13 protein-coding genes and 1 riboswitch are annotated in these 20,237 nt (G+C 34.9%); of the genes, 3 read left to right on the top strand and 10 right to left on the bottom strand.

Annotated features, from left to right (window positions below; translation table 11 throughout):
* The first annotated feature begins 108 nt into the window (after positions 1–108).
* Complete coding sequence (locus NBE98_RS14570) at positions 109–858, top strand: DUF438 domain-containing protein (protein ID WP_432432669.1); 750 nt, start codon at positions 109–111, stop codon at positions 856–858.
* Between the two features lie 212 nt (positions 859–1,070).
* Here NBE98_RS14570 and lysA read toward each other — a convergent pair whose 3' ends face one another.
* The 3 genes from lysA to NBE98_RS14555 all read right to left on the bottom strand — a co-directional run bounded on the left by lysA (position 1,071) and on the right by NBE98_RS14555 (position 5,283).
* Complete coding sequence (gene lysA, locus NBE98_RS14565; protein ID WP_250815727.1) at positions 1,071–2,369, bottom strand: diaminopimelate decarboxylase; 1,299 nt, start codon at positions 2,367–2,369, stop codon at positions 1,071–1,073.
* A gap of 12 nt (positions 2,370–2,381) precedes the next feature.
* Positions 2,382–3,581: an aspartate kinase gene (locus tag NBE98_RS14560; protein WP_250815726.1), complete on the bottom strand. Its 1,200-nt coding sequence runs from the start codon at positions 3,579–3,581 to the stop codon at positions 2,382–2,384.
* A 120-nt stretch (positions 3,582–3,701) separates the two neighbouring features.
* Positions 3,702–3,874: riboswitch (Lysine riboswitch) on the bottom strand.
* A gap of 107 nt (positions 3,875–3,981) precedes the next feature.
* The gene (locus NBE98_RS14555) at positions 3,982–5,283 is read right to left on the bottom strand and encodes a M18 family aminopeptidase (RefSeq protein ID WP_250815725.1); all 1,302 of its coding nucleotides are present in this window, start codon (positions 5,281–5,283) and stop codon (positions 3,982–3,984) included.
* Positions 5,284–5,598: 315 nt separating this feature from the next.
* Between NBE98_RS14555 and NBE98_RS14550 the strand changes: the two genes are divergently transcribed.
* Positions 5,599–6,783, top strand: coding sequence for a cation diffusion facilitator family transporter (locus tag NBE98_RS14550; protein ID WP_250815723.1), 1,185 nt, complete (start codon positions 5,599–5,601; stop codon positions 6,781–6,783).
* A gap of 54 nt (positions 6,784–6,837) precedes the next feature.
* Here NBE98_RS14550 and NBE98_RS14545 read toward each other — a convergent pair whose 3' ends face one another.
* The gene (locus tag NBE98_RS14545) at positions 6,838–8,133 is read right to left on the bottom strand and encodes an alpha-glucosidase/alpha-galactosidase (RefSeq protein WP_250815722.1); all 1,296 of its coding nucleotides are present in this window, start codon (positions 8,131–8,133) and stop codon (positions 6,838–6,840) included.
* Positions 8,134–8,211: 78 nt separating this feature from the next.
* Complete coding sequence (locus NBE98_RS14540; RefSeq protein ID WP_250815721.1) at positions 8,212–8,970, bottom strand: SagB/ThcOx family dehydrogenase; 759 nt, start codon at positions 8,968–8,970, stop codon at positions 8,212–8,214.
* A gap of 145 nt (positions 8,971–9,115) precedes the next feature.
* Between NBE98_RS14540 and NBE98_RS14535 the strand changes: the two genes are divergently transcribed.
* Positions 9,116–10,222 (top strand): PRK06851 family protein, encoded by a 1,107-nt coding sequence (locus tag NBE98_RS14535; protein WP_250815720.1) that lies wholly within the window; start codon positions 9,116–9,118, stop codon positions 10,220–10,222.
* 69 nt (positions 10,223–10,291) lie between these two features.
* Here NBE98_RS14535 and NBE98_RS14530 read toward each other — a convergent pair whose 3' ends face one another.
* From NBE98_RS14530 to NBE98_RS14510, 5 genes are all read right to left on the bottom strand, one after another.
* Positions 10,292–12,169 carry a heparinase II/III domain-containing protein gene (locus NBE98_RS14530; RefSeq protein WP_250815719.1) on the bottom strand — a complete coding sequence of 626 codons (1,878 nt, stop codon included), beginning with the start codon at positions 12,167–12,169 and terminating at the stop codon, positions 10,292–10,294.
* A 44-nt stretch (positions 12,170–12,213) separates the two neighbouring features.
* Positions 12,214–14,337 (bottom strand): alginate lyase family protein, encoded by a 2,124-nt coding sequence (locus NBE98_RS14525; RefSeq protein ID WP_250815718.1) that lies wholly within the window; start codon positions 14,335–14,337, stop codon positions 12,214–12,216.
* A 29-nt stretch (positions 14,338–14,366) separates the two neighbouring features.
* On the bottom strand, positions 14,367–15,557 hold the full coding sequence (locus tag NBE98_RS14520) for a glycoside hydrolase family 88 protein (RefSeq protein WP_250815717.1): 1,191 nt from the start codon (positions 15,555–15,557) through the stop codon (positions 14,367–14,369).
* Between the two features lie 131 nt (positions 15,558–15,688).
* The gene (locus tag NBE98_RS14515) at positions 15,689–19,714 is read right to left on the bottom strand and encodes a polysaccharide lyase family 8 super-sandwich domain-containing protein (RefSeq protein ID WP_250815716.1); all 4,026 of its coding nucleotides are present in this window, start codon (positions 19,712–19,714) and stop codon (positions 15,689–15,691) included.
* Positions 19,715–19,743: 29 nt separating this feature from the next.
* On the bottom strand, positions 19,744–20,073 hold the full coding sequence (locus NBE98_RS14510; protein WP_250815715.1) for a cupin domain-containing protein: 330 nt from the start codon (positions 20,071–20,073) through the stop codon (positions 19,744–19,746).
* Positions 20,074–20,237: the final 164 nt, after the last annotated feature.

The raw sequence follows: 20,237 nt of genomic DNA, 5'->3' as shown, positions 1-20,237 counted from the left end.
AAATAAAATTTGATTTGAATCACATTTTTATTTGTTCCCAATCACAGAAAGAAAACTGTACTAAAGCTATAATTAAGACAGTTAATTAAGTGAATGGAGGAAAAATATATGGAACGAATAGATAAATTAGTAGAACTGCTTCAAAAGTTAAACTCAGGTGATATAACTCCTGAACTAAGACAAGAGGCCTTAAAGATGGTTTCAAATATTGACCCGCTAGAATTATCTTTAGCTGAACAAAAGCTTATTGAAAATGGAACAAAACCTGAGGACTTAAGACACCTCTGCGATATACACATGGAGGTTTTAAAGGATGAGCTTGATAAGTTAAGATTAAGCTTAACATCAGATCATGTTTTAACTACTATGATTGAAGAGCATGAAGAGATTTTAAAAAGACTAACTAGACTTGAAGAGTTAAACAGTAAAATCCAAAAGATGAATAGCTTCGATAAAAACACTTCCTTATTTAATGAACTTCTAAATTTAGCTGTTGAAATAATTGGTGCTGAACCTCACCACAAAAGAGAGGAAGATGTTCTATTTCCTGAGCTTGAGAAAAGGGGTGTCACAGGACCAACAAGAGTTATGAGAATGGAACATGATATGCTGCGAGCTAAGAAACATGAAATTAAAAGTTTATCGGAGAAAGTAGAAAATATGGACTTTGCAGAATTTAAGTCACAGCTTAATGAAGCAGCAAAATATCTAATCTTTAATCTACGAGATCACATATATAAAGAAAATCATATTTTGTATCCGTCCTCAGTGCAAACTTTAAAAGATTCCAAGCTTTGGCAAACTATGAAAAAAGCTTGCGATGAAATAGGTTACTGCAGCTTCACGCCCTGGAAATAAAATAGTAATAGTTATACCAATTACTAAAGGCATATTCCTTGCAGAGCAAAAAGTTAAATTGTTAAAAAGTTATATTGTTAACTTTTTACTTTGCAAGAGAAAAACCTCCATGGTTAGTACAAAGCCATGGAGGTTTTATTTTCTGTTCATTATAAGAACTGATTGAAGAAAGCTTCGGGTTATAAGCTAGCATATTCTTATACCAATTTTATTTATAGCATCATCTCGTTGTTTATAACATCCTCATAAGTTTGTCTCTTGCAAACAAGCTTTGACTGTCCGTCCTTAACAAAGACTACAGCTGCCTTAGGTATTTTGTTATAGTTGCTGGACATGGAGTAGCCGTAAGCTCCTGTTGAGAGCACCGCAAGAATGTCGCCACTTTGAGCTTTTGGTATTTGCACATCATTTAACAAAATATCTCCCGATTCACAGCACTTTCCTGAGATTGTAACCTTTTCTTTACTCGCCGCTTCAACTCTGTTTGCTATTACACATTCGTATTCTGCCTTATAAAGAGCTGGTCTTATATTGTCTGTCATTCCACCATCAACAGCTACATATTTTCTTACTTCAGGAATTTCTTTTATTGCTCCAACGGTGTAAAGAGTTGTGCCCGCCTTTCCAATTATTGATCTCCCTGGTTCTATAGTGAGGCTTGGTAGGGTTATTCCTAATTCGGCTGCGGTCTTGTCTGCCCTGCTTAATATAGCACTGCAAAATTGTTCTACTGTTTTAGGATTATCCCCACTTCTATAGTGAATTCCAAAGCCTCCACCTAAATCTAGTTCCTTTAATTCATAGCCAAGTCCTTGCCTTATGCTTGCTACTAAAGAAAGCATAACATCAACTGCATCCTCATAAGGAGTTATATCAAAAATCTGGGATCCTATGTGACAGTGGAGTCCAACAAGCTCTATATTAGGAAGCTCTATTGCCCTCTTGACTGCATTTAGAGTATTGTTATTTAAAATAGTAAAACCAAACTTCGAATCTATTTGGCCTGTCTTTATATATTCATGAGTGTGGGCTTCTATGCCTGGAGTTATTCTTAAAAGAATCTTTTGAACTTTATCATAAGTTTTAGCTATTTCATCAATTCTTTCTATTTCATAGAAGTTATCTACGACAAATTTCCCAACCCCATACTTGATTCCCATATCTATTTCCTCAAAAGTTTTATTATTGCCGTGGAAATAGACATTTTCTATTGGAAATTTGCTTTTTATTGCGGTGTAAAGCTCACCTCCTGAAACTACATCAAGGCATAAGCCTTCCTCTGCTATTACCTGACACATAGCAAGAGTTAAGAAAGCCTTTCCTGCATAAGCAACTCTATTGCCTCTTTCCTTTACAGCAAAAGATTTATAATATCTTTTGCATTTTTCTCTAACTAATTCCTCGTCAATAACATATAAAGGAGTTCCATACTGCTTAACAAGCTGAGTAGCATCTACGCCACCAATATTTAATACATTATCTACAACCTTCGTTGTACCAAAAAACTCCATGCTCTCACATCCTTATAATTTAAACTCTTCTGCTACTAGATTAATTGCCTTTAATTTGTCTTCCTGCCTTATAGCACAGGTAATTCTAATTTCTGAGGTAGTTATCATCTTAACTTCTATGTTGTTAGAACTAAACAATCTAAACATTTTAGCTGCAACCCCTGAGGTTGTTTTCATTCCTATTCCAACTATTGAGAACTTTGTTATTTCCTCATCTATATTTATGCTATTTTTGCTTGCATAAGTCCTAATAACTGATAAGCATTCTTTTAAATCATCCTTTGGTATTGTAAAGGATATATTAACCCTTCCTTCTACAGGTGCAGTTTGGCTTATCATATCAACATTTATTCTTCTGCTTGCCATTGCTTCAAAAAGATTTGATAGTACGTTTGTGTCATTTGATATATCTCTTATTGTGACAGCCACATCCTCATCACTAGTGGCAAGGCCTGTAACTGGTTTGCTCTCCATATTCATATTAGTAACCTCCTTAATAACTGTTCCACAAGTTTCGCTATTGCTAAGCCCAACATATATTGGTATTCCATACTTTTGTCCAAGCTCTACTGATCTGGAATGCATAACTTGAGCTCCAAGACTTGCAAGTTCCAACATTTCCTCATAATCTATCTCACTAAGCCTTTTAGCTTTAGAATATTTTCTTGGGTCTACACTATAAATCCCATCTACATCAGTGTATATTTCGCAAACTCCTTGAAGCTTAACAGCTATAGCAACTGCAGTAGTGTCAGAACCGCCTCTTCCAAGAGTGGTTATATCTCCTTCTTCATTGATTCCCTGAAAACCTGCAACAATCACTATTTTACCTTCCTCAAGGCTCTCTTTAAGGTGGTTTCCATCTATATCCTCAATAAGAGATTTTCCATACTGCCCACTTGTTCTTATTCCAATCTGATAAGCTGTATAGCTTACAGCATCATAACCTGAATCCTTTAAAGCCATAGCAAGAAGCGCCGAAGATATCATCTCACCTGTAGAAAGAAGTACATCTAGCTCTCTCTTATCAGGATTATCAGTTATCTTTTTAGCAAGTCCTATTAAATCGTCCGTGGTATCTCCCATTGCTGATACAACAACTACTAAATCATCACCTTTGTTCTTCCTCTTAATAATTGTCTCAGCCACATTTTTAATTTTTTCAACAGTCCCTACGGAACTGCCTCCGTATTTCTGCACAACTACAGCCATATTATAGCCCCCTAATTAATGTTTTAATAAATTAGAAACATACATTATTTTATAAAAAAAATAAATGCAGCAAAGGAACACCTTTGCTGCATTGTAATAAGACGTATTACTGCAACTTGTGAACCTTGTAGCTCTCCACCATTTTCACAGTGACAACCCTGCATATATTTTATGCAAAGCCAGGAAGAATACTCGCAAAGTAATTTTTCCTTCGGCCATAACTCCTTTCATCATAAGTCAGCGCGTGCCCGCTCTTTATGATTACTATTAGTTACAGCACCTCTACCCTAGGTAACTTATTCAGTTAAGAATGAAATTTAATTCATCCTTTTTTATAATTTAACACAGTCATTTTCATTTTACAATAGTTATCAGAAAATTTTTCTTTTTATATTCTTTACTATATTTTATAAAACTCTTCAAAAGATTTAACAACATAGCTATGGTCATCTACTCCTCCAAGCTCTCTTATAGAGTGCATAGCAAGTATTGGAGTTCCCATGTCTACCGAGCGCAATGCAAGGTGAGTTGAGGAAATTGGTCCTATAGTTGAACCTCCTGGAGTATCTGAACGATTAACATACTTTTGAACAGGAACTCCTGCTGCCTTGCAGATTTGCTCATAAACAGCAGCTGAATTACTGTCTGTTGTATAGCTTTGATTTGCTGCAAGCTTTATAACTGGTCCCTTATTTATTACTGGTCTGTTTATTGGATCAGCCTTTTCGCCGCTGTTTGGATGAACAGCATGAGCTAAATCAGCTGATATCATGAAGCTTCTTGAAACAGCTCTAAAGAAATCTTCCCTATCTCCGCCAAGAGCTAATACTATTCTTTCTAAAAGGTTTGATAAAAGCTCCGAATCTGCCCCTTGTTTAGTTGAGCTTCCAACTTCCTCATTGTCAAAACAAGCCATAATATTTGTAGCTTCTGAAGCTTCAGCATTAATTAAAGCCTTTATCCCTGCATGAACCATTGCCAAATCATCTAGTCTTGGACTTGATATAAATTCATTATTAAGACCTATAATGCTTCCCTTCTCAAATTCATAAAGGAATAAGTCAAAATCTAGAATATCCTCTTTTAAAACCTTTAATTCTTCAGCAACAGCATTTAAAAGGTAGCTTCCTTTTTCAAGCTGCTCATTTATAAGTGATAAGAGCGGCAACGTATCTTTTTGTCTGTTAAGCTCAACGCCCTTGTTCACTTCCCTATTCATATGTATTGCAAGATTAGGAATTATAAGTATTGGTCTGTTGATATTAACTAATTTTGTAACTGGATTAAGAAGATTTTCACCTTTTAATGTTACTCTTCCAGCCACAGCTAATGGCCTGTCTAGCCAAGTATTTAGTATTGGCCCACCATAAACTTCAGTATTAAGCCTCACATAAATATTTTCAGATGTCATTTCTGGATTTGGCTTTATTCTAAAGCTTGGCGAATCAGTATGAGCACCTATAAGCTTAAAACCCTTTTCCTGTGGCTTTCCTTTACCAATTACAAAAGCGAATACCGCTGAATCATTCTTAGTAACAAAATATTTTCCTCCATTCTGAAGGCTCCATCTATCTTCTGCTTTCAATTCATCAAATCCATTGGATTCCAGCATATTTTTTACACTTTCTGCTGCATGAAAAGCAGATGGACTATCATAAATAAAATCGATAAGCTCATTAGCAAGCTGTAATTCTTTTGACATATTAAGTGCCCCCTTTGTATTCCTTATTTTGCACATAGCAATTATTAATTGCTATGCCCTTTGTATTCCTTATTTTGCACATAGCAATTATTAATTGCTACGCCCTTTGTATTCCTTATTCTGTACATAACAATTGTTAATTGTCACACCCTTTGTATTTCTTGCTATGTACATAATAGGTTCTTTAATAGCAAATCATAATTAAAGTATAACAAAATAATAGATATAATTTCCACTCTTTTCTTAAACTGTTTTCACCTTTGGTATTATATGTTATATTAAGGATAATTATTATTTTTCAAGGAGAGTTATAAAATGCTATCTCAATTTTTAGTTTCTCGTTTTATAAAAGATTATGATAATACACAAAATGAAAAAGTAAGAAGCGCTTATGGATACTTAGGCGGTACAATAGGTATCATAGTCAATGTTCTTTTATTTGCTATAAAGCTTTCTGTAGGACTTATTTCTGGAAGTATAGCAGTAACCGCTGATGCTTTCAATAACTTGTCTGATGCAGCCTCTTCCATCATTACAATTGTAGGGTTTAAGTTAGCCAGCAGACCGGCAGACGAAGAGCATCCATTTGGTCATGGAAGAATTGAGTACATATCAGCCCTAATTGTTTCATTTATGGTTATGATGGTTGGTTTTCAATTTATTAAAGCTTCTTTTGAGAGAATAAAGAATCCTACACTAGTTAAATTTGATCTTATACCTTTTATCTTAATTTTAATTTCTATTGGAGCAAAGGTTTGGCTCAGCAGGTTTAATAAATTTATAGGTAAATCAATAAACTCTGGAGCTCTTGAAGCTTCTTCGCTAGATGCTCTTGGCGATGTTTTCGCTTCTAGCTGTGTTGCTTTATCTCTGCTAATTTCAAGATGGACTGCTTTTCCTATTGATGGTTACATAGGAATTTTAGTTGCCTTATTTATACTCTATTCCGGTTTTTCAATAACCAAAGATACCTTAAGTCCACTGCTTGGAGAAGCGCCAGATCCGGAACTTGTTGAAAACATAAAAAATGGAGTTATGTCCTATGAACATATAAATGGAGTGCATGATCTGGTAATTCATAATTATGGACCAGGGCGATGTATGGCTTCAATACATGCCGAAATTCCCTGTAACATATCAGTAGTTGCCATCCATGAAATAATTGATAAAGCCGAAAAGGAACTATCTAAAAAACTTAATATATTTTTAGTAATTCACATGGATCCCATAAACACAGATAGTAAAGAAGTTAATAAGGCTAGAGAAGAACTTGAAGTTATCCTTAAAAGGTTCCCTCTTGTAAAATCAATGCATGATTTTAGAATAGTTGGAGATGGGGACTACAAGAATCTAATATTCGATTTGGTAATAGAACATACAAAAGGTTTTAGTCATGATGATGAGGAAAGACTTAAGAAGGAAATAGACGTAGAACTTAAGAAAGTGCAACCTAGATATAATACTATTATTACTGTAGATAAAGATTTTACAGTTCTTTAGAATTGTGTATCAAAAAACGAGAAAATCTTAATGAATTTTCTCGTTTTTTTGAGCTTATTTATATTCTGGAAGCCAGCTGCCGTGAGCTTCAATTAAATCATCGCAAAGACTTCTTATATCATCCAGGCTTAATTCTGATAAAGTATGTGGATCAAGCATTGCAGCCATGTATATATTTTCTTTCTTCTTTGTTATAGCAGCTTCAATAGTCATTAGCTGAACATTTATATTTGTTCTGTTGAGGGCAGCAAGCTGTTGAGGAAGTGCTCCTACATAGCATGGAGTAATCCCACTCCTATCTACTAGGCATGGTACTTCTACTACAGAATCATTTGGAAGATTTGTTATTAATCCAGTGTTTAAAACATTTCCACCAATTTTATACGGTACGTCTGTTTCCATTGCCTCCATGATGTAAGAAGCATATTCATTCGTACGCTTATGTATTAGATTTTTATTATTGACTAAACTTTCTTTCATATCTTCCCAGCGTTTAATTTGCTCAATACATCTTCTTGGATACTCATCTAACGGAATATTAAATCTCTGAATTAGCTCAGGATATTTGCTCTTGATAAAATATGGAGTATATTCAGCATTGTGCTCGCTTGATTCTGTTACATAATATCCAAACTGCTTCATTATCTCAAATCGAACCATATCATGATGAATTCCATCTACTTTTGAAGCTCTCTCCTTTATTTCAGGGTACAAATCCTTACCATTCTGGGTTACTTCAAGCAGCCAAGCCATATGATTAATTCCTGCAATCTTATGTTGAACTCCTTCTGTGCTCATTCCTAAATGTCTAAGTAAATCAGGCATACAAACTTGCACGCTGTGGCATAATCCTACTGTTTTTATTGGAGTATATCTCAGCATAGCCCCAGTAAGCATCGACATAGGATTTGTATAATTTAAAAACCAAGCCTCAGGGCATACTTCCTCCATATCCTTTGCAATATCAAGCATTACAGGTATTGTTCTTAATGCTCTAAATATACCCCCAATACCTAGAGTATCCCCGATAGTTTGACGTAAACCATATTTTTTAGGTATTTCAAAATCTGTTATTGTACAAGGATCATAGCCACCAACCTGAATTGCGTTGACTACGTATTTTGCTTCTCTTAAAGCATCTTTTCTGTTTGTATAAGCAACAATCTTTGCATATCCCCCACTATTTTCGTTGATATTTCTAAGCATTTCTTCAGATTCTTTAAGCCTTTCTATATCAATGTCAAACAAAGCTAATTCTGCTTCTCTTAAAGCAGGTGTGAGCATGCAGTCTCCAAGTACATTTTTAGCAAAAACAGTACTTCCAGCACCTATAAAAGTAATCTTTAACATTTATATCCCCCCATTAACCTTCTTATATTATATGCTCTAACAAGGTAATTCTACCAAAGTTTTCCCTAAAGGTATATACTATACTTCTTTTAATTTTCCTACAGGAGCTGCATAAACAACAAATTCCTCTTCTCCATCAAGCCGTAAAAACTTATCGGCAATCTCCTGATGGTAGTCACCTATAGCCACTGTTCCACAGCCTATCGCCTCACAGGCTAAATAAAGATTTTGGCATAGGTGTCCTGAATCTTGAAGAATTGTTTTAGCCGCAGCTATATCATATCTCCATTCGCTTCTATAAGGTATGCAGCTCCAAAAGAATACTACTGGAGCAGTAGCGATAAACTTTTGTCCTGAAGTTGCTTCAGCTATTTTCTCTTCCATATTTCCTTCACTAAATAAATATACAAGCTTATGCTCAATAGCTAGATACCTATACACACCCTTATTTAAGCCTTCCACATTATTAACTACAAGATAAGTTTCAAAAGGATGCCTTGCTCCCCCTGACGCCGCTGGTCTGAAGGTTGCGAAATTCACTTTTCCAACTACCTTCTTAACCTTTTGAGTAGTCCAAAGTAAAAATGAAAGCTGCTCTAGCGTCAGGGCTTCTTCTGAGTAAGTTCTAACGCTTTGTCTATCCATAAGACAGTTAAAAATATCATTTTTTATTACTACGTCCTTAGTAGCCTCTGGAAGGTTGATAATTTCTGTTCCTTCTTCCAATACCTTTTGAATTAAAGGCTGCGGCATTCTTTTCTTTTGATCTGTTTCGATATCGGCAAGAAGTGTAAATTTAGCTTTTAGTAAATGTCTTTGTTCTTTAGTATTATCCATTTTGTGTTCCTTTCGTTTCCTCATTTTTTATATAGATATTAATACCACTATTAAAATATTAATGCAACCTATTGTTTAATCTATTCACATCTTAATTATTTGCTGCATAGAATATATTGATTTGAAAATTAGGAGTGTGATACTTATGCCAGGAAAAATAGTTGATTTATTCCCAGGTGGCAATACATCAAAAGGCTTTTATTCTTTTTACAGATACATTCTAGGTCAAGAAGAAGCTCGCAGAATTATATGCATAAAGGGTGGTCCTGGTACTGGCAAGTCTTCACTTATGAAAAAAGTAGCGGTACATTTTAGCGCAAAAGGCTATGACATAGAGCTTCATCACTGCTCGTCGGACAACAATTCCTTAGATGGAGTTGTTATTAAAGGTCTTAATGTATCTATGATGGATTCTACTGCACCTCATAACATGGACCCTATGAATCCAGGAGCTGTGGATGAAATACTTAATCTAGGTGACTGCTGGAATGAAGAAGGCTTTAAAAGATTTAGAAAAAATATTATAGATACAAATAAGGAAATCGGCAAAATCTTTAAACGCGCCTATAGATTTTTAGGTGCCGCAAAAGCCGTACATGATGACTGGACTAATTACAACAACGAAGCTCTAAATACTGTTAAACTAAACAAGCTTAAGGAGGATTTAAAAGATAAGCTTTTTACTTCCCCAGTTGATGGCTATGGTAAAGATAGACATCTGTTTGCTACAGCCTTTACTCCAAATGGTATCGTAACCTATATAGATACCATAGTTAAAGACTATGAAAAAGTTTATGTATTAAACGGTGGTCCTGGAACAGGAAAGACAGAAGTTCTCGACTTTCTATCAAAGGAAGGTTTAAAGCGAGGATTGTACGTTGAAATCTTCCACGACCCGCTGATTCCTGAAAGAATTGAGCATATATTTATTCCTGAGTTAAAAACTGCCTTTATAACCTCAAACGAAATCAATCAGAAAAAATTCGAAGGTATTCAGATTTATATGGATAATTATTTAAATTCTTATTTGATAAGCAAAAACAGAGAAGAAATCAAAGCAGACTCTGAAATGTTCTATAATCTTTTAAATAAGGGTTTAAAAACCATCGCCTCTGCTAAGGCTCTTCATGATCAGCTTGAGACTTACTTTATCCCTAATATGAATTTTGATAAGCTTAATGAGGTTACTAAGAAGGTTATTGATAAAATCGAAAAGTATGAGCAGGAATATTTAAAGGATAAACAGATATAGTATTTTAAATAATAATTATTAGTAAAGCCAGCATTATTCATAATATAGCAAAGCTGTAACCAATTTTGGTTACAGCTTTGTTTCAGTTGCTGCTCTAAAGGTAAATTTCCACTCTGCCTCTGCGCAGCTTTTATTTGATTTTAGCAATATTCTTCTAAGAACCTTATCCCATGACTTTCTAAGCTTTTCATCATTAATATGTATTTCTTCTACGTCAACCTCAAACAGATTGTTATCATAAACAAGCTCAATATCTTTGGATTTACTTTTGAATAAAACTATACCATCTTTCAACTCGATGGGGCAGCAAGTCATAAAAACTTCTATTATATTGCTAGTGTTATTTCCCAGCTTAAAATCTTCTACTAATTGCACTGAAGAATTATTAGTTCTATTTAGCAATAAGGTCCTTGTCCAGCTTATTATATCAGACTCTTTTTCGTAAGCTTTAGAAATATCCAAAGAAAACCTTGCTTCATTTTCAACAGAGCAATATTCTATATCTTCTGCTTTAAAGCTTTCTCCATGCTTTTGCTGATATCCATTTATAATAGGAACGTTATGGTATGCAGATTGCATGGTCCATATGTCATACCTTTCATCACTAAAGGTTTTAGCAGAATAGGTTTCCACGCCAATATCTATAATTAATGGACTCCCATCGTAGTATAAGACAAATTGTCCAATGTCATTATGATTATGGCTTTCGCCATTGTGACCACCTTTTGCTGCTATAAAAAAACCTTTATTAGTTTCATCTTCACGAGCAGCCATTACTTGAATATCTTTAAACCAGATATCCTTGGGCTTATCTGGCGTAATCTCTTCCATGTACATAGTCTCATAATTGAATAATTCGCTTAAGGCCCTGTAAAAGGAATATAATCCTTCCATCTCAAGCTTTTTGTCATTAAGTCTGTACATGTAAGCGCCAAAACTCTCAAGCTTATCATCCTGTATTCGTTTCCCGTACCTATAAATAAGCTCAGCATCTACATTTACTTTTGCACTTCCATCTGCAAAATTAATAAAGTAGTCTTTATCAATGTGAGTCTTATATATAAAGCTTCCTATAGCTTTAATAATTGGTTCATTATAAAAATTAATCTTTCCCTTTGAGAAAGTATAAAAAAGCTCAAGGCAATCAAAAAGTGAGCCTCCTGCTCTTCCCCAGTAGCTTGACCCCTCATCACAGCCACCCTCTTCACTATAGGTATCTAAAAACCTATCTATGCTTTTTGCAGCTTTTATAATGCCTTTTTTTCTAAGTTCCATATCCTCATCTATTAGTAGCAAAACAATTATACAATTAGAATTGCACCATGGGTTCCAATTATTAACAAAGCTTTCACCAGAAAGCCCCATCCACCAATAGAAATCATTTATATAAGGTATAACTATCCTCTTTCGTATTTCTTTCTTTATTCTTTCTCCAATAATTGGAGTTATATCATCAAGCTCTTCTCTTAATAAATAATAGGTCCAGCTTAGTGTGGCTGCAATTTCAGAAGAGGACAAAGTTACTACAGGATTATCTATATCCGGCAATGGTTCCTTACCTCTTTTGCTGATTCCGTTATGTGCTGGAGAACTCCAGGAGCTTTGCTCGCAAATGCACCACACAGCATTTATTATCTCATCTAAAAACCGTCCTTTATATTCTATACACTCGCCTAGTATCAGCTTCCCAATTGCTTTTAGCCTTTCATGGTATAACTTCTCATACTCGCTTCTATTGCCATTCTTGATAAAGTCCATATACCTAACTGCCTTTGCAGCTGGCCACTCATAGTTTAAATAATCTTCAGCTTCCTTTATAACCTGTTTACTTATGCTTTTAGGAACCTTTTCCCACGGCTCTCTCTCGCTTGCTTTAGGAAAGAATTTATAGTCCCTTGCTTCTAAAAACTTATCTATATCTTCCTTAAGAAGTTTTTCCAATATCATATTATCACTACTTCCGACTAATTCTAAGTTATGCTTTCACTATCCTAGTACTTAATATTATAAACTTTATTTTCATTAGAATTTCTTTTAATAAGCACTACTTTACCATATACGTATTCTCCATCCGCATCAATCAGGCTGTAAGTTCTGTGAATTTCCTTGTGAAGAACAACAATTATATGTATCTCCCCGTTTTGAAGAGTTATCTTTATACCCGAAGCTTCATCTTTGTTTAGTACATCTCCTAAAGAGCTTTTTAATTCTATTAGTTCACAGCTCGCTATATTATTTTCCTTATTTTTTTCAGCATTCAACACTGTAATCATTGCTGTAAAGCCTTTGTTATGTTTTTCAACAATTAATTTATTGCTTTCTTCCAGCTTATTATACTCTTTAGAAATACTGCAGTTTTCTATTTTATATTGTGTTCCTGCTGTTAGTGCAAATATATTTAGCTTTGCTTTTTCTCCTTGATATGTAACTAATTTTCCCTCTTTAAGCACCTTTCCCTTATTATCGAAGTGGAACAGCTGCTTATAATTGTGTTCACCTGTTGTGTGAAATTCATCTATTATAATCCAATAAGCTGGCTTTATAAATATTACTTTTCTTAAAGTAAATACTGGACTCTCTAAATCCATATATCCAAGATGTGAGCCTTCTACGAAAGCATAATCTTCTTCACTTATATAGCTTCCTTGAATTGGGGTTGCTATTTTGCTATAGCTCCAGGAACCAGTACACTCGGTAAAAGGCTTGTTATCAATTATTGTTGTATTATGGGAGCTGCAATCCTTCAGCTGAGCTCTTACTGGACTACTTTCACAGTAATTGTATCGTCCTGGATCTACAAGCATGCTTTCACCCTGAGCAAAGATATCTATATGCAGCAAATCAGCATGTCCATGTCCACTTCCAATAGTACCGCAGTGAAATCTTAAATAGTTGTCCTCCTCACTCCAGCCAGATCTTAAGAAATAGTTGCCGCTGTCTTTAAAGGCATAATCTGTGCATTCAGGTACAAGAACTTTTAAACTTTTATATTTTTCTATAGCCTCTAGCTCTAAATCCCAGACATTATCAAAATCCAATTCTCTATAGGCTCCAAATTTTAACACTCCATCACTATAAATATAAGCAGCCTTTGTTAGAATATCCCTTAAGTCAGTGTAATCGCTGTCGCTTTGTACAGGTTGATAATGATTAGGCTGAGCCATATATAAGTCTGCATATACCATGGATTTTGTTTTCTCCAAAATTTCTTTTGGAAGCTGTATATTATTTCTTTCAGCTGCATTTATTATGTCTAAGTAGCAGTGCAGCACCTCATTATGATACATAGGTGATTGCTCCCAATGCATTCCATCCTTCATAATCTGGAGCTTTATTTCCTCATTAAGTCTGTTAATACTATTTTTTCTGAACTCATCTGCCATCTTTAGCTCTGGTAAAAATACTGCTAACATAAATAGACCATGGTTTCCGATAACTCCCCAATTGCTTAGCCTTCTAAAACCATCATGAATACTATTTAAATACTTCCCATGTTCATTAAGCGAAAGAATAAATTTCGCCAGCCTTTCTGGAGTGCACTCACTGCTGTTTCTAAAGTACATAAAGCTTTTAATCCAATTCTCACATCTTATTCCTGCTTCTATTGTCCTCCAAGTAGTGCTTTGACTTTTTTGAGTCCTAGCATTATTGTCTATCCAGTGTTCCATTTGACTAAAAAAGGCTTTGGCGTATTCTTCGTTCTTTGTAAAACAATAAGCTTGACCTAGAGCTATCCAATATTTATGTCTGTTAAGCATAAAAGTCCACTCATTGTCATCATAAGGCTTATACTCCCAATTTATTTCTTCCTTAAAGAGTACGGGTTCATTAGTTTTTTCCATGTCCCATTTGTACCTAAAAACAAAATTTTGATTTCTTACTTGGTCTGCTACACTTATAACTTCTTCAATATCTTGTTTGCAATTGGATCTGCAGTATTCTTCCTTTAAGGAAACATCGTCATAAGAATATATATTTATATGTTTTTTCTTCATAAAGTAATCAAAAAAACACTGCAAGGCATCAGTATTACTACCTTGCATTAGTTTCTCCTTGACGCTTTTTAAAGCAACATTATTTAAATCCAGAATATCAAACAAATTTAAAATATTCATTTTACTTTCTCCTATTGTTAACAATTCTTTTACCAATAAAGCTGCCAATCCTTTATAGCTCTAACAAGAGCTTCAAAGTAATAGTAGTCACCCCAAATACAGCACTCATCTACTCCAACACCTTGAGGTTTTGCATAAACCCCGTGAAGAAGAAGACCATTACTTTCCTTACAATCTTTTGTTGTATATTTTTCATATAGTGACTTTACCATGTTTATTGCTGCATTTTCGTAATAAGTCTTATATTCATCGCATAGAGGAAGATGCTTTGCCAGTTCCATTAATCCGCAAGCAGCTATAGCTGCAGTAGAGCTATCCTTCTCTTCACCATCCTTATCTGTAAATACTAAATCCCAGTATGGCACACAGTCCTCTGGAAGTCTGTTTATATAATAGTTCGCAACCTTTTTTGTAAGCTCTACTAAATTGTAATCCTTTGTGTAGTTATAGCTTAAAGGAAACCCGTATATTGCCCAAGCTTGTCCTCTTGCCCAGCAGGAATTATCTGAATAACCTTGGTGAGTCGTTCCTTTCTTTGGTTTTCCTGTGTTTGTATCCATATAATAAGTGTGGTAAGTTGAGGAATCTTCTCTTACAATATACTTTGCAGCTCTGCTTACATGATTACAAGCAATATCTCGGTACTTGGTATCTCCTGTTACCTCAGAAGCCCAATATAAAAGTGGTAGATTCATATTGCAGTCTATTATCATTCTGCCGCTCTGACTTTCATCTTTTAAATCTCCCCAGGCCTGTATTATCCCTGCTTTTTCATGATATCTTTCTATAAGTATATCGGCAGCCTTTATGGCTGTTTCTTTTGCAAATTCATTCTCTGTAAGCCTATAGGCATTTACACAAGATAAAGTATATAAAAACCCCATGTCGTGATGGTCTACTACAATTCTTTTTTCTAATCTTTCCCTGAATATCTCAAGGTGATTTTCTGCAGCTTTCCTATATTTTACACTACCAGTAACCTCGTAGGCAAGCCATAGCATTCCTGTCCAAAAGCCTCCTGTCCAATCATTGTTGTCTACTGCTGGATATACTTGATTGACGCTAGAAGAAGCGGGAACTCTCTCTGAAAACACCTCAATATTTTCATCTATCTTAAGCAAAACTTGCTTGATTGCTTCATCAATTTGTTTTTTATCCAATTTAGGTTTAATACTATACTTCTCTTTCTGTTTTATTCCTTCATCGATGATATAAGACATATTATATCCTCCACTTATATTAAAGTTTAATTGTTCTAATTTATAAAAACACTCTGCCTAATAAAGTTGGATTTCCTCGCAGCAATTTAAAGCTGCGAGGAACCCAGAAAAATATACAAATATGCTATTAGTTATTTTTTATTTTTAGTTTTAATAATTATATCTTCACTAGCATCTGAAACATTTCCATCTTTATCAAAAGCTTTGATATAAAATTTATATTTGCGTGCTTTCTCTAAGCCTGTCACATTATACATGCAACCATTTTCTGAGGTAGTTGCAAACAAGATATCATCCACATAGATTTCATAGCCTTCAACACCAACATTATCGCTTGATGTCTGCCATTTGATTGTTATACTATTATTTTCTTTCTCCTCATGTTTAAGCTTTGTTGGTAAAGATGGCGCTTCCCCGTCTTTAGTCTTTATAGATAGAATTGGGCTAGTTTCCGATAAATTTCCTTCTTCATCATAAGCTTTAATAGAGAAGTTGTACTCAGTTAGCTGTTGTAGTTCAGTTGCCCTATAACTTGTAATACTGCCTGATACTCTGTCGATAAGAATATCATTCTTATATATTTCGTATCCCGCTACACCTACATTATCGGCAGAAGGAGCCCATGAAATCAGAGCAGATTCTGAGGTTTTTTCTTCGCAAATTAAATTTGAAGGAACAGTCGGAGCCACTGTATCTTTAATCAAGAATTTAGCAGTAAAGCTTTCTCCCTTTGCTCCATTTACATCAACTTCAAATTTTATAGTAGGTTCAAACTGAGTAACCTTTATTGCAGGATTATTTAGAAGTTCTTCAACTCCAATTCTATGAAGCTCAACATTAATTACTCCCTTATTAATCATAGTAGGGTCTGAAACGGATACCTCTACATACTTGCCATTTTCCTTAACCATTACAGAAGCTTTCCTATCTACAGTTAAGTAATCTACTTTCTTAACTGCATCGTTCCAGAAGTTTGCAGCTAAAATATTAAGTTTCTTTTCCTTAACTGCCTGAACTTCAGAGTTATTTTCAACTATAGATACATCTGGATTTTGAGAGTAGCTGCTTACTCCCTCAGCAGTTTTATTTGGAAGCATTACATAGGAATATTCAGCAGCAGCTGGGTTTGCTCCGTGGTCATACCACATTGTCAAATAGTTTTTAACTATTTTTGCATCTGATTTTGTTGAATTAATATCTTTCCAGCTTCCTTCTCTAGCTTCTCTTAGAAAATTAATATTTGAACCTTTTGGAAAATAATAACCAATGCTAGAGTCAGCATTATTTCCTTCAAGATGAGCCCACTTTGGATTAACTATTGTATTGCACCATCCTAATTGGGAAGATTTTTCTTCTCCATCAACAATAAGCTTGTTAGCTCCATTAGCATTTAACTTTTTATTATCAATTATTGTTTCAATAGTCCTATTGTCTGTACTGTTTATATCTGCCCCAAGAGCCACTATTTCATCATCAAACATAAACCAGGATTTTTTAGCTTTTAGATTTATCCCGTACGCCTTTGAGCTGTCTAAGAACATTCCTGCTGTACCATAAAGATTAGAAAGAGTGCTGCCTCCAACCCAAGCCTGAGAAGAAGTTTTAGCAGTTCCTTGACCAACAGAAAGAGTTTTTGTATCTACTGTAGTGCCAGGTAATCTGTATGGATTTACAGTAGCCCAAAAATCCTCATTGTACTGGCTTAGATCATTGTTATACATGTAAGTCATTCCGTCGCCTGTATGCCAGCCTTTTAGGTTTTCGCCATTCATATTTCCCTCATAGGAGGCTATTCTGCTTGAATACATGCTTAACCCAAATGTAAACCCAGGAGTTCTATGTACTACTCTATCCATATTAGCAAAATTAAAGTTTCCTATTAATTCTGCTTCAGGCACTATTGAACTATCATTCATTAATTTCTTAGCTTCTATTATAAAGGGTATATCCTTTGAGGTTTGAACCATATCTTTATAATTGTTTGCCTGTATCCAATACTTAACTATGGCTTTATACTTTTCTCTTAACTCTGCTGGAGCGGACCTTGCAAAGTATTTCAGCATAAAACCTGCTACAGTTCCTCCGCTACCTTGTTCTTCTGGTCTTGATATTGCTCTGCCTTTAACACCTTCTATGAAATTCCCTTTATATATTACAGGATAGAAAGATTTTATAATTGCCTCGTACATATTATTTAGACTAGCATTTGTTACAGACCATTTACTGTCACTAAGCAAATATAAAAGTTCTCCTACTCCTCCCATAAGTACGCTTCCATAGGTTGCAGTATAAGCAATGTTGTTATGCTGAACAAAGGAACCATCCTTGTAAAATCCATCCCCTGAGGTAACAATTTCAAATACCGGACTCAAGCTTTCGCTTGCTATACTAACCTTATAAGCATTTTTGCCCAGTATTCCTCTTAGTCCTACCACCTTACAAAGATCAACTCTATTAGCTCCTGTAGATGTAACAGCTTGATTTTGCTGCTTCGTTGGATTTGGTACATAACTGTCTATCGTAGTTAAATAGGCATTTATGTCTGCATCGCTTAAGTACTCATATAAAAGTACCATTGTGTTATTTAACTGCTGCGGAACTCCAACTTCCCAGTCCCACCAATTATTATATCTTTGATTATTTTTATATCGGTTAACATTAAGCCATTTTAGACCACTAATTATATCTTTTAGCAGTTGAGCATTGTCCTTAAGCTCAGAGCCTTCCATAACAAAAGCTTTGCTCATCTCAAACAGATTTTTATAACTTGTAGTTACATGTGCTGAATTTGTAGTGCTTGACGCATCAGCCCATAAATAAGTTCTGTCTGATGATTTATCCATGGAATCCCATAGTTCTCGTCCTCTTTCTCCAGCTAAAGCAGTTATATTTTTAATTTGAGAATCGCTGTTCACTACATTTGCATCTGGTATAGTTAATGCACGCCATTTGTTTCTGAGCTTATCATATTCGTCTTCTGCCGCAGCTGTAACTGTAACGCTGCAATTAGCTATGTATCCACCGTCTGCTGTTTTAGCTGTAATAACGGCTGTTCCAGCTTTATTGCTTTTAACTATTCCATTAACAACATTGGCAACAGAACTATCTGAGGAAGTCCATATTACTTCTTTATTCGAAGCATAAGCAGGACTTATTTGTGCTGTTATTATTTCTGCTTTACCCGCTTGTAAAATAATAGAGTTTTTATCTAAGGCTATACTCTTTACCGGAACCTCTCCTTCAAGTGCTTTTACTGTACAACTCGCCTTAATATCAGGATAAATAGTTGATTCGGCAGTAATTGTTGCAGTTCCAGCTCTAAGCATTTTTATCGTGCCATCCTTTACTTCAGCTACAGTAGAATCTGATGAGCTCCATGTAACTTGTTTAAAAGATGCATTACTTGGAGAATAAGCTATAGATAAGGTCTCTGACCATCCTATTGGAACCTCTAAGCTGCTATTATTTAAACTTAAAGCAGTTAATGGTATAACAGGCTCAGTTAAGCTAACATCATCTACCCATACTGTTCCTGTTGCTCCCCCGCCAGTTGCTGTTACAACTCCAAAAACAAATACAATTTTGATTGTGCTGGCATTAACTGCTGCAGTTATGTTTCCTGAAACATTTGACCAATCATTTGTACCTGAGAATACCTTTAAATCTGCTCTCGTTGAAGATATAGTTGCCCCAGCCTTATCTAATTGCTCTACTCTCACAAGCATAGGCTTATTAGAATAATTTACTGTAGTCAAATTTTCTGTTTTTACCCAGGAGCTAAAACTATAATTCCTTCCTGGTACTACAGTTTTGCTTACTTGTTGTAAGAAACCTACTGAATTGTTTAGCTGTACTTTCACTGCTTTCCCTTGTGTATGATAAATATCTGAAACCATTGTGCCATTTGGTGCAGTGTAGGTTCCGTATTTTCTCATATCCCATGATAACGGCTTAATAGCTTGTTCCCACATAACCGAAAATGAGTCTGTAATTTTTTCTGTCAAATCAAAATTTCCGTTATTTATGATTTCTACCCTGTCTTGTATTGATTCAACAGCTTTTACTTTAGTAGATAGTGGAATAACACCCGCTAATAAATTAACTAAAAATATTAATGTAAAGGTTAGTGATAATCTTTTAATTTTCAAATTTTTCATACTTACCCCCATACTAATTTAAAATTGCTTTATACTTCGATAAAATCTTTTCTTAATGGTGTAAAAATATCTAATATGATGGAATCTTCCAAAGCTATAACTCCATGAGGAGTATTTTTATCCGCATAAAAGCTGTCTCCAGCCTTTAAAACTTTTGCTTCCTCTCCAACAGTTACTTTAAAGCTTCCTTTAACGATATATGAAACCTGTTCATATTCTTCATGGCTATGAATTTGTCCTATGCCATCTTTTTTAAAGCTAACTTCAGCCATGAGAAGGCTGCCTCCACAGCCAAGTACCTTTCTCGAAACCTTCTCATCAAGTTGCTTACATTGTGTTAAATCATTTAATACAAACATGTTAAACCATCCTCTTTACTAATTATCCTTCCAATTGAATCCCCTACGGTATTTTCGCCTTCGTGGAATATATCTAGGGAAAAAATATATATGCCATGTAATTGCCTTTAAAACTTCTATTTTGTCATAGTTATTAGCCTACTATGTAACTATAGACGCTTAAA

This window comes from Clostridium swellfunianum (genome assembly GCF_023656515.1).
Lineage (GTDB): Bacteria > Bacillota > Clostridia > Clostridiales > Clostridiaceae > Clostridium_AT > Clostridium_AT swellfunianum.
This window is presented reverse-complemented; position numbering and strand designations above follow the sequence as displayed.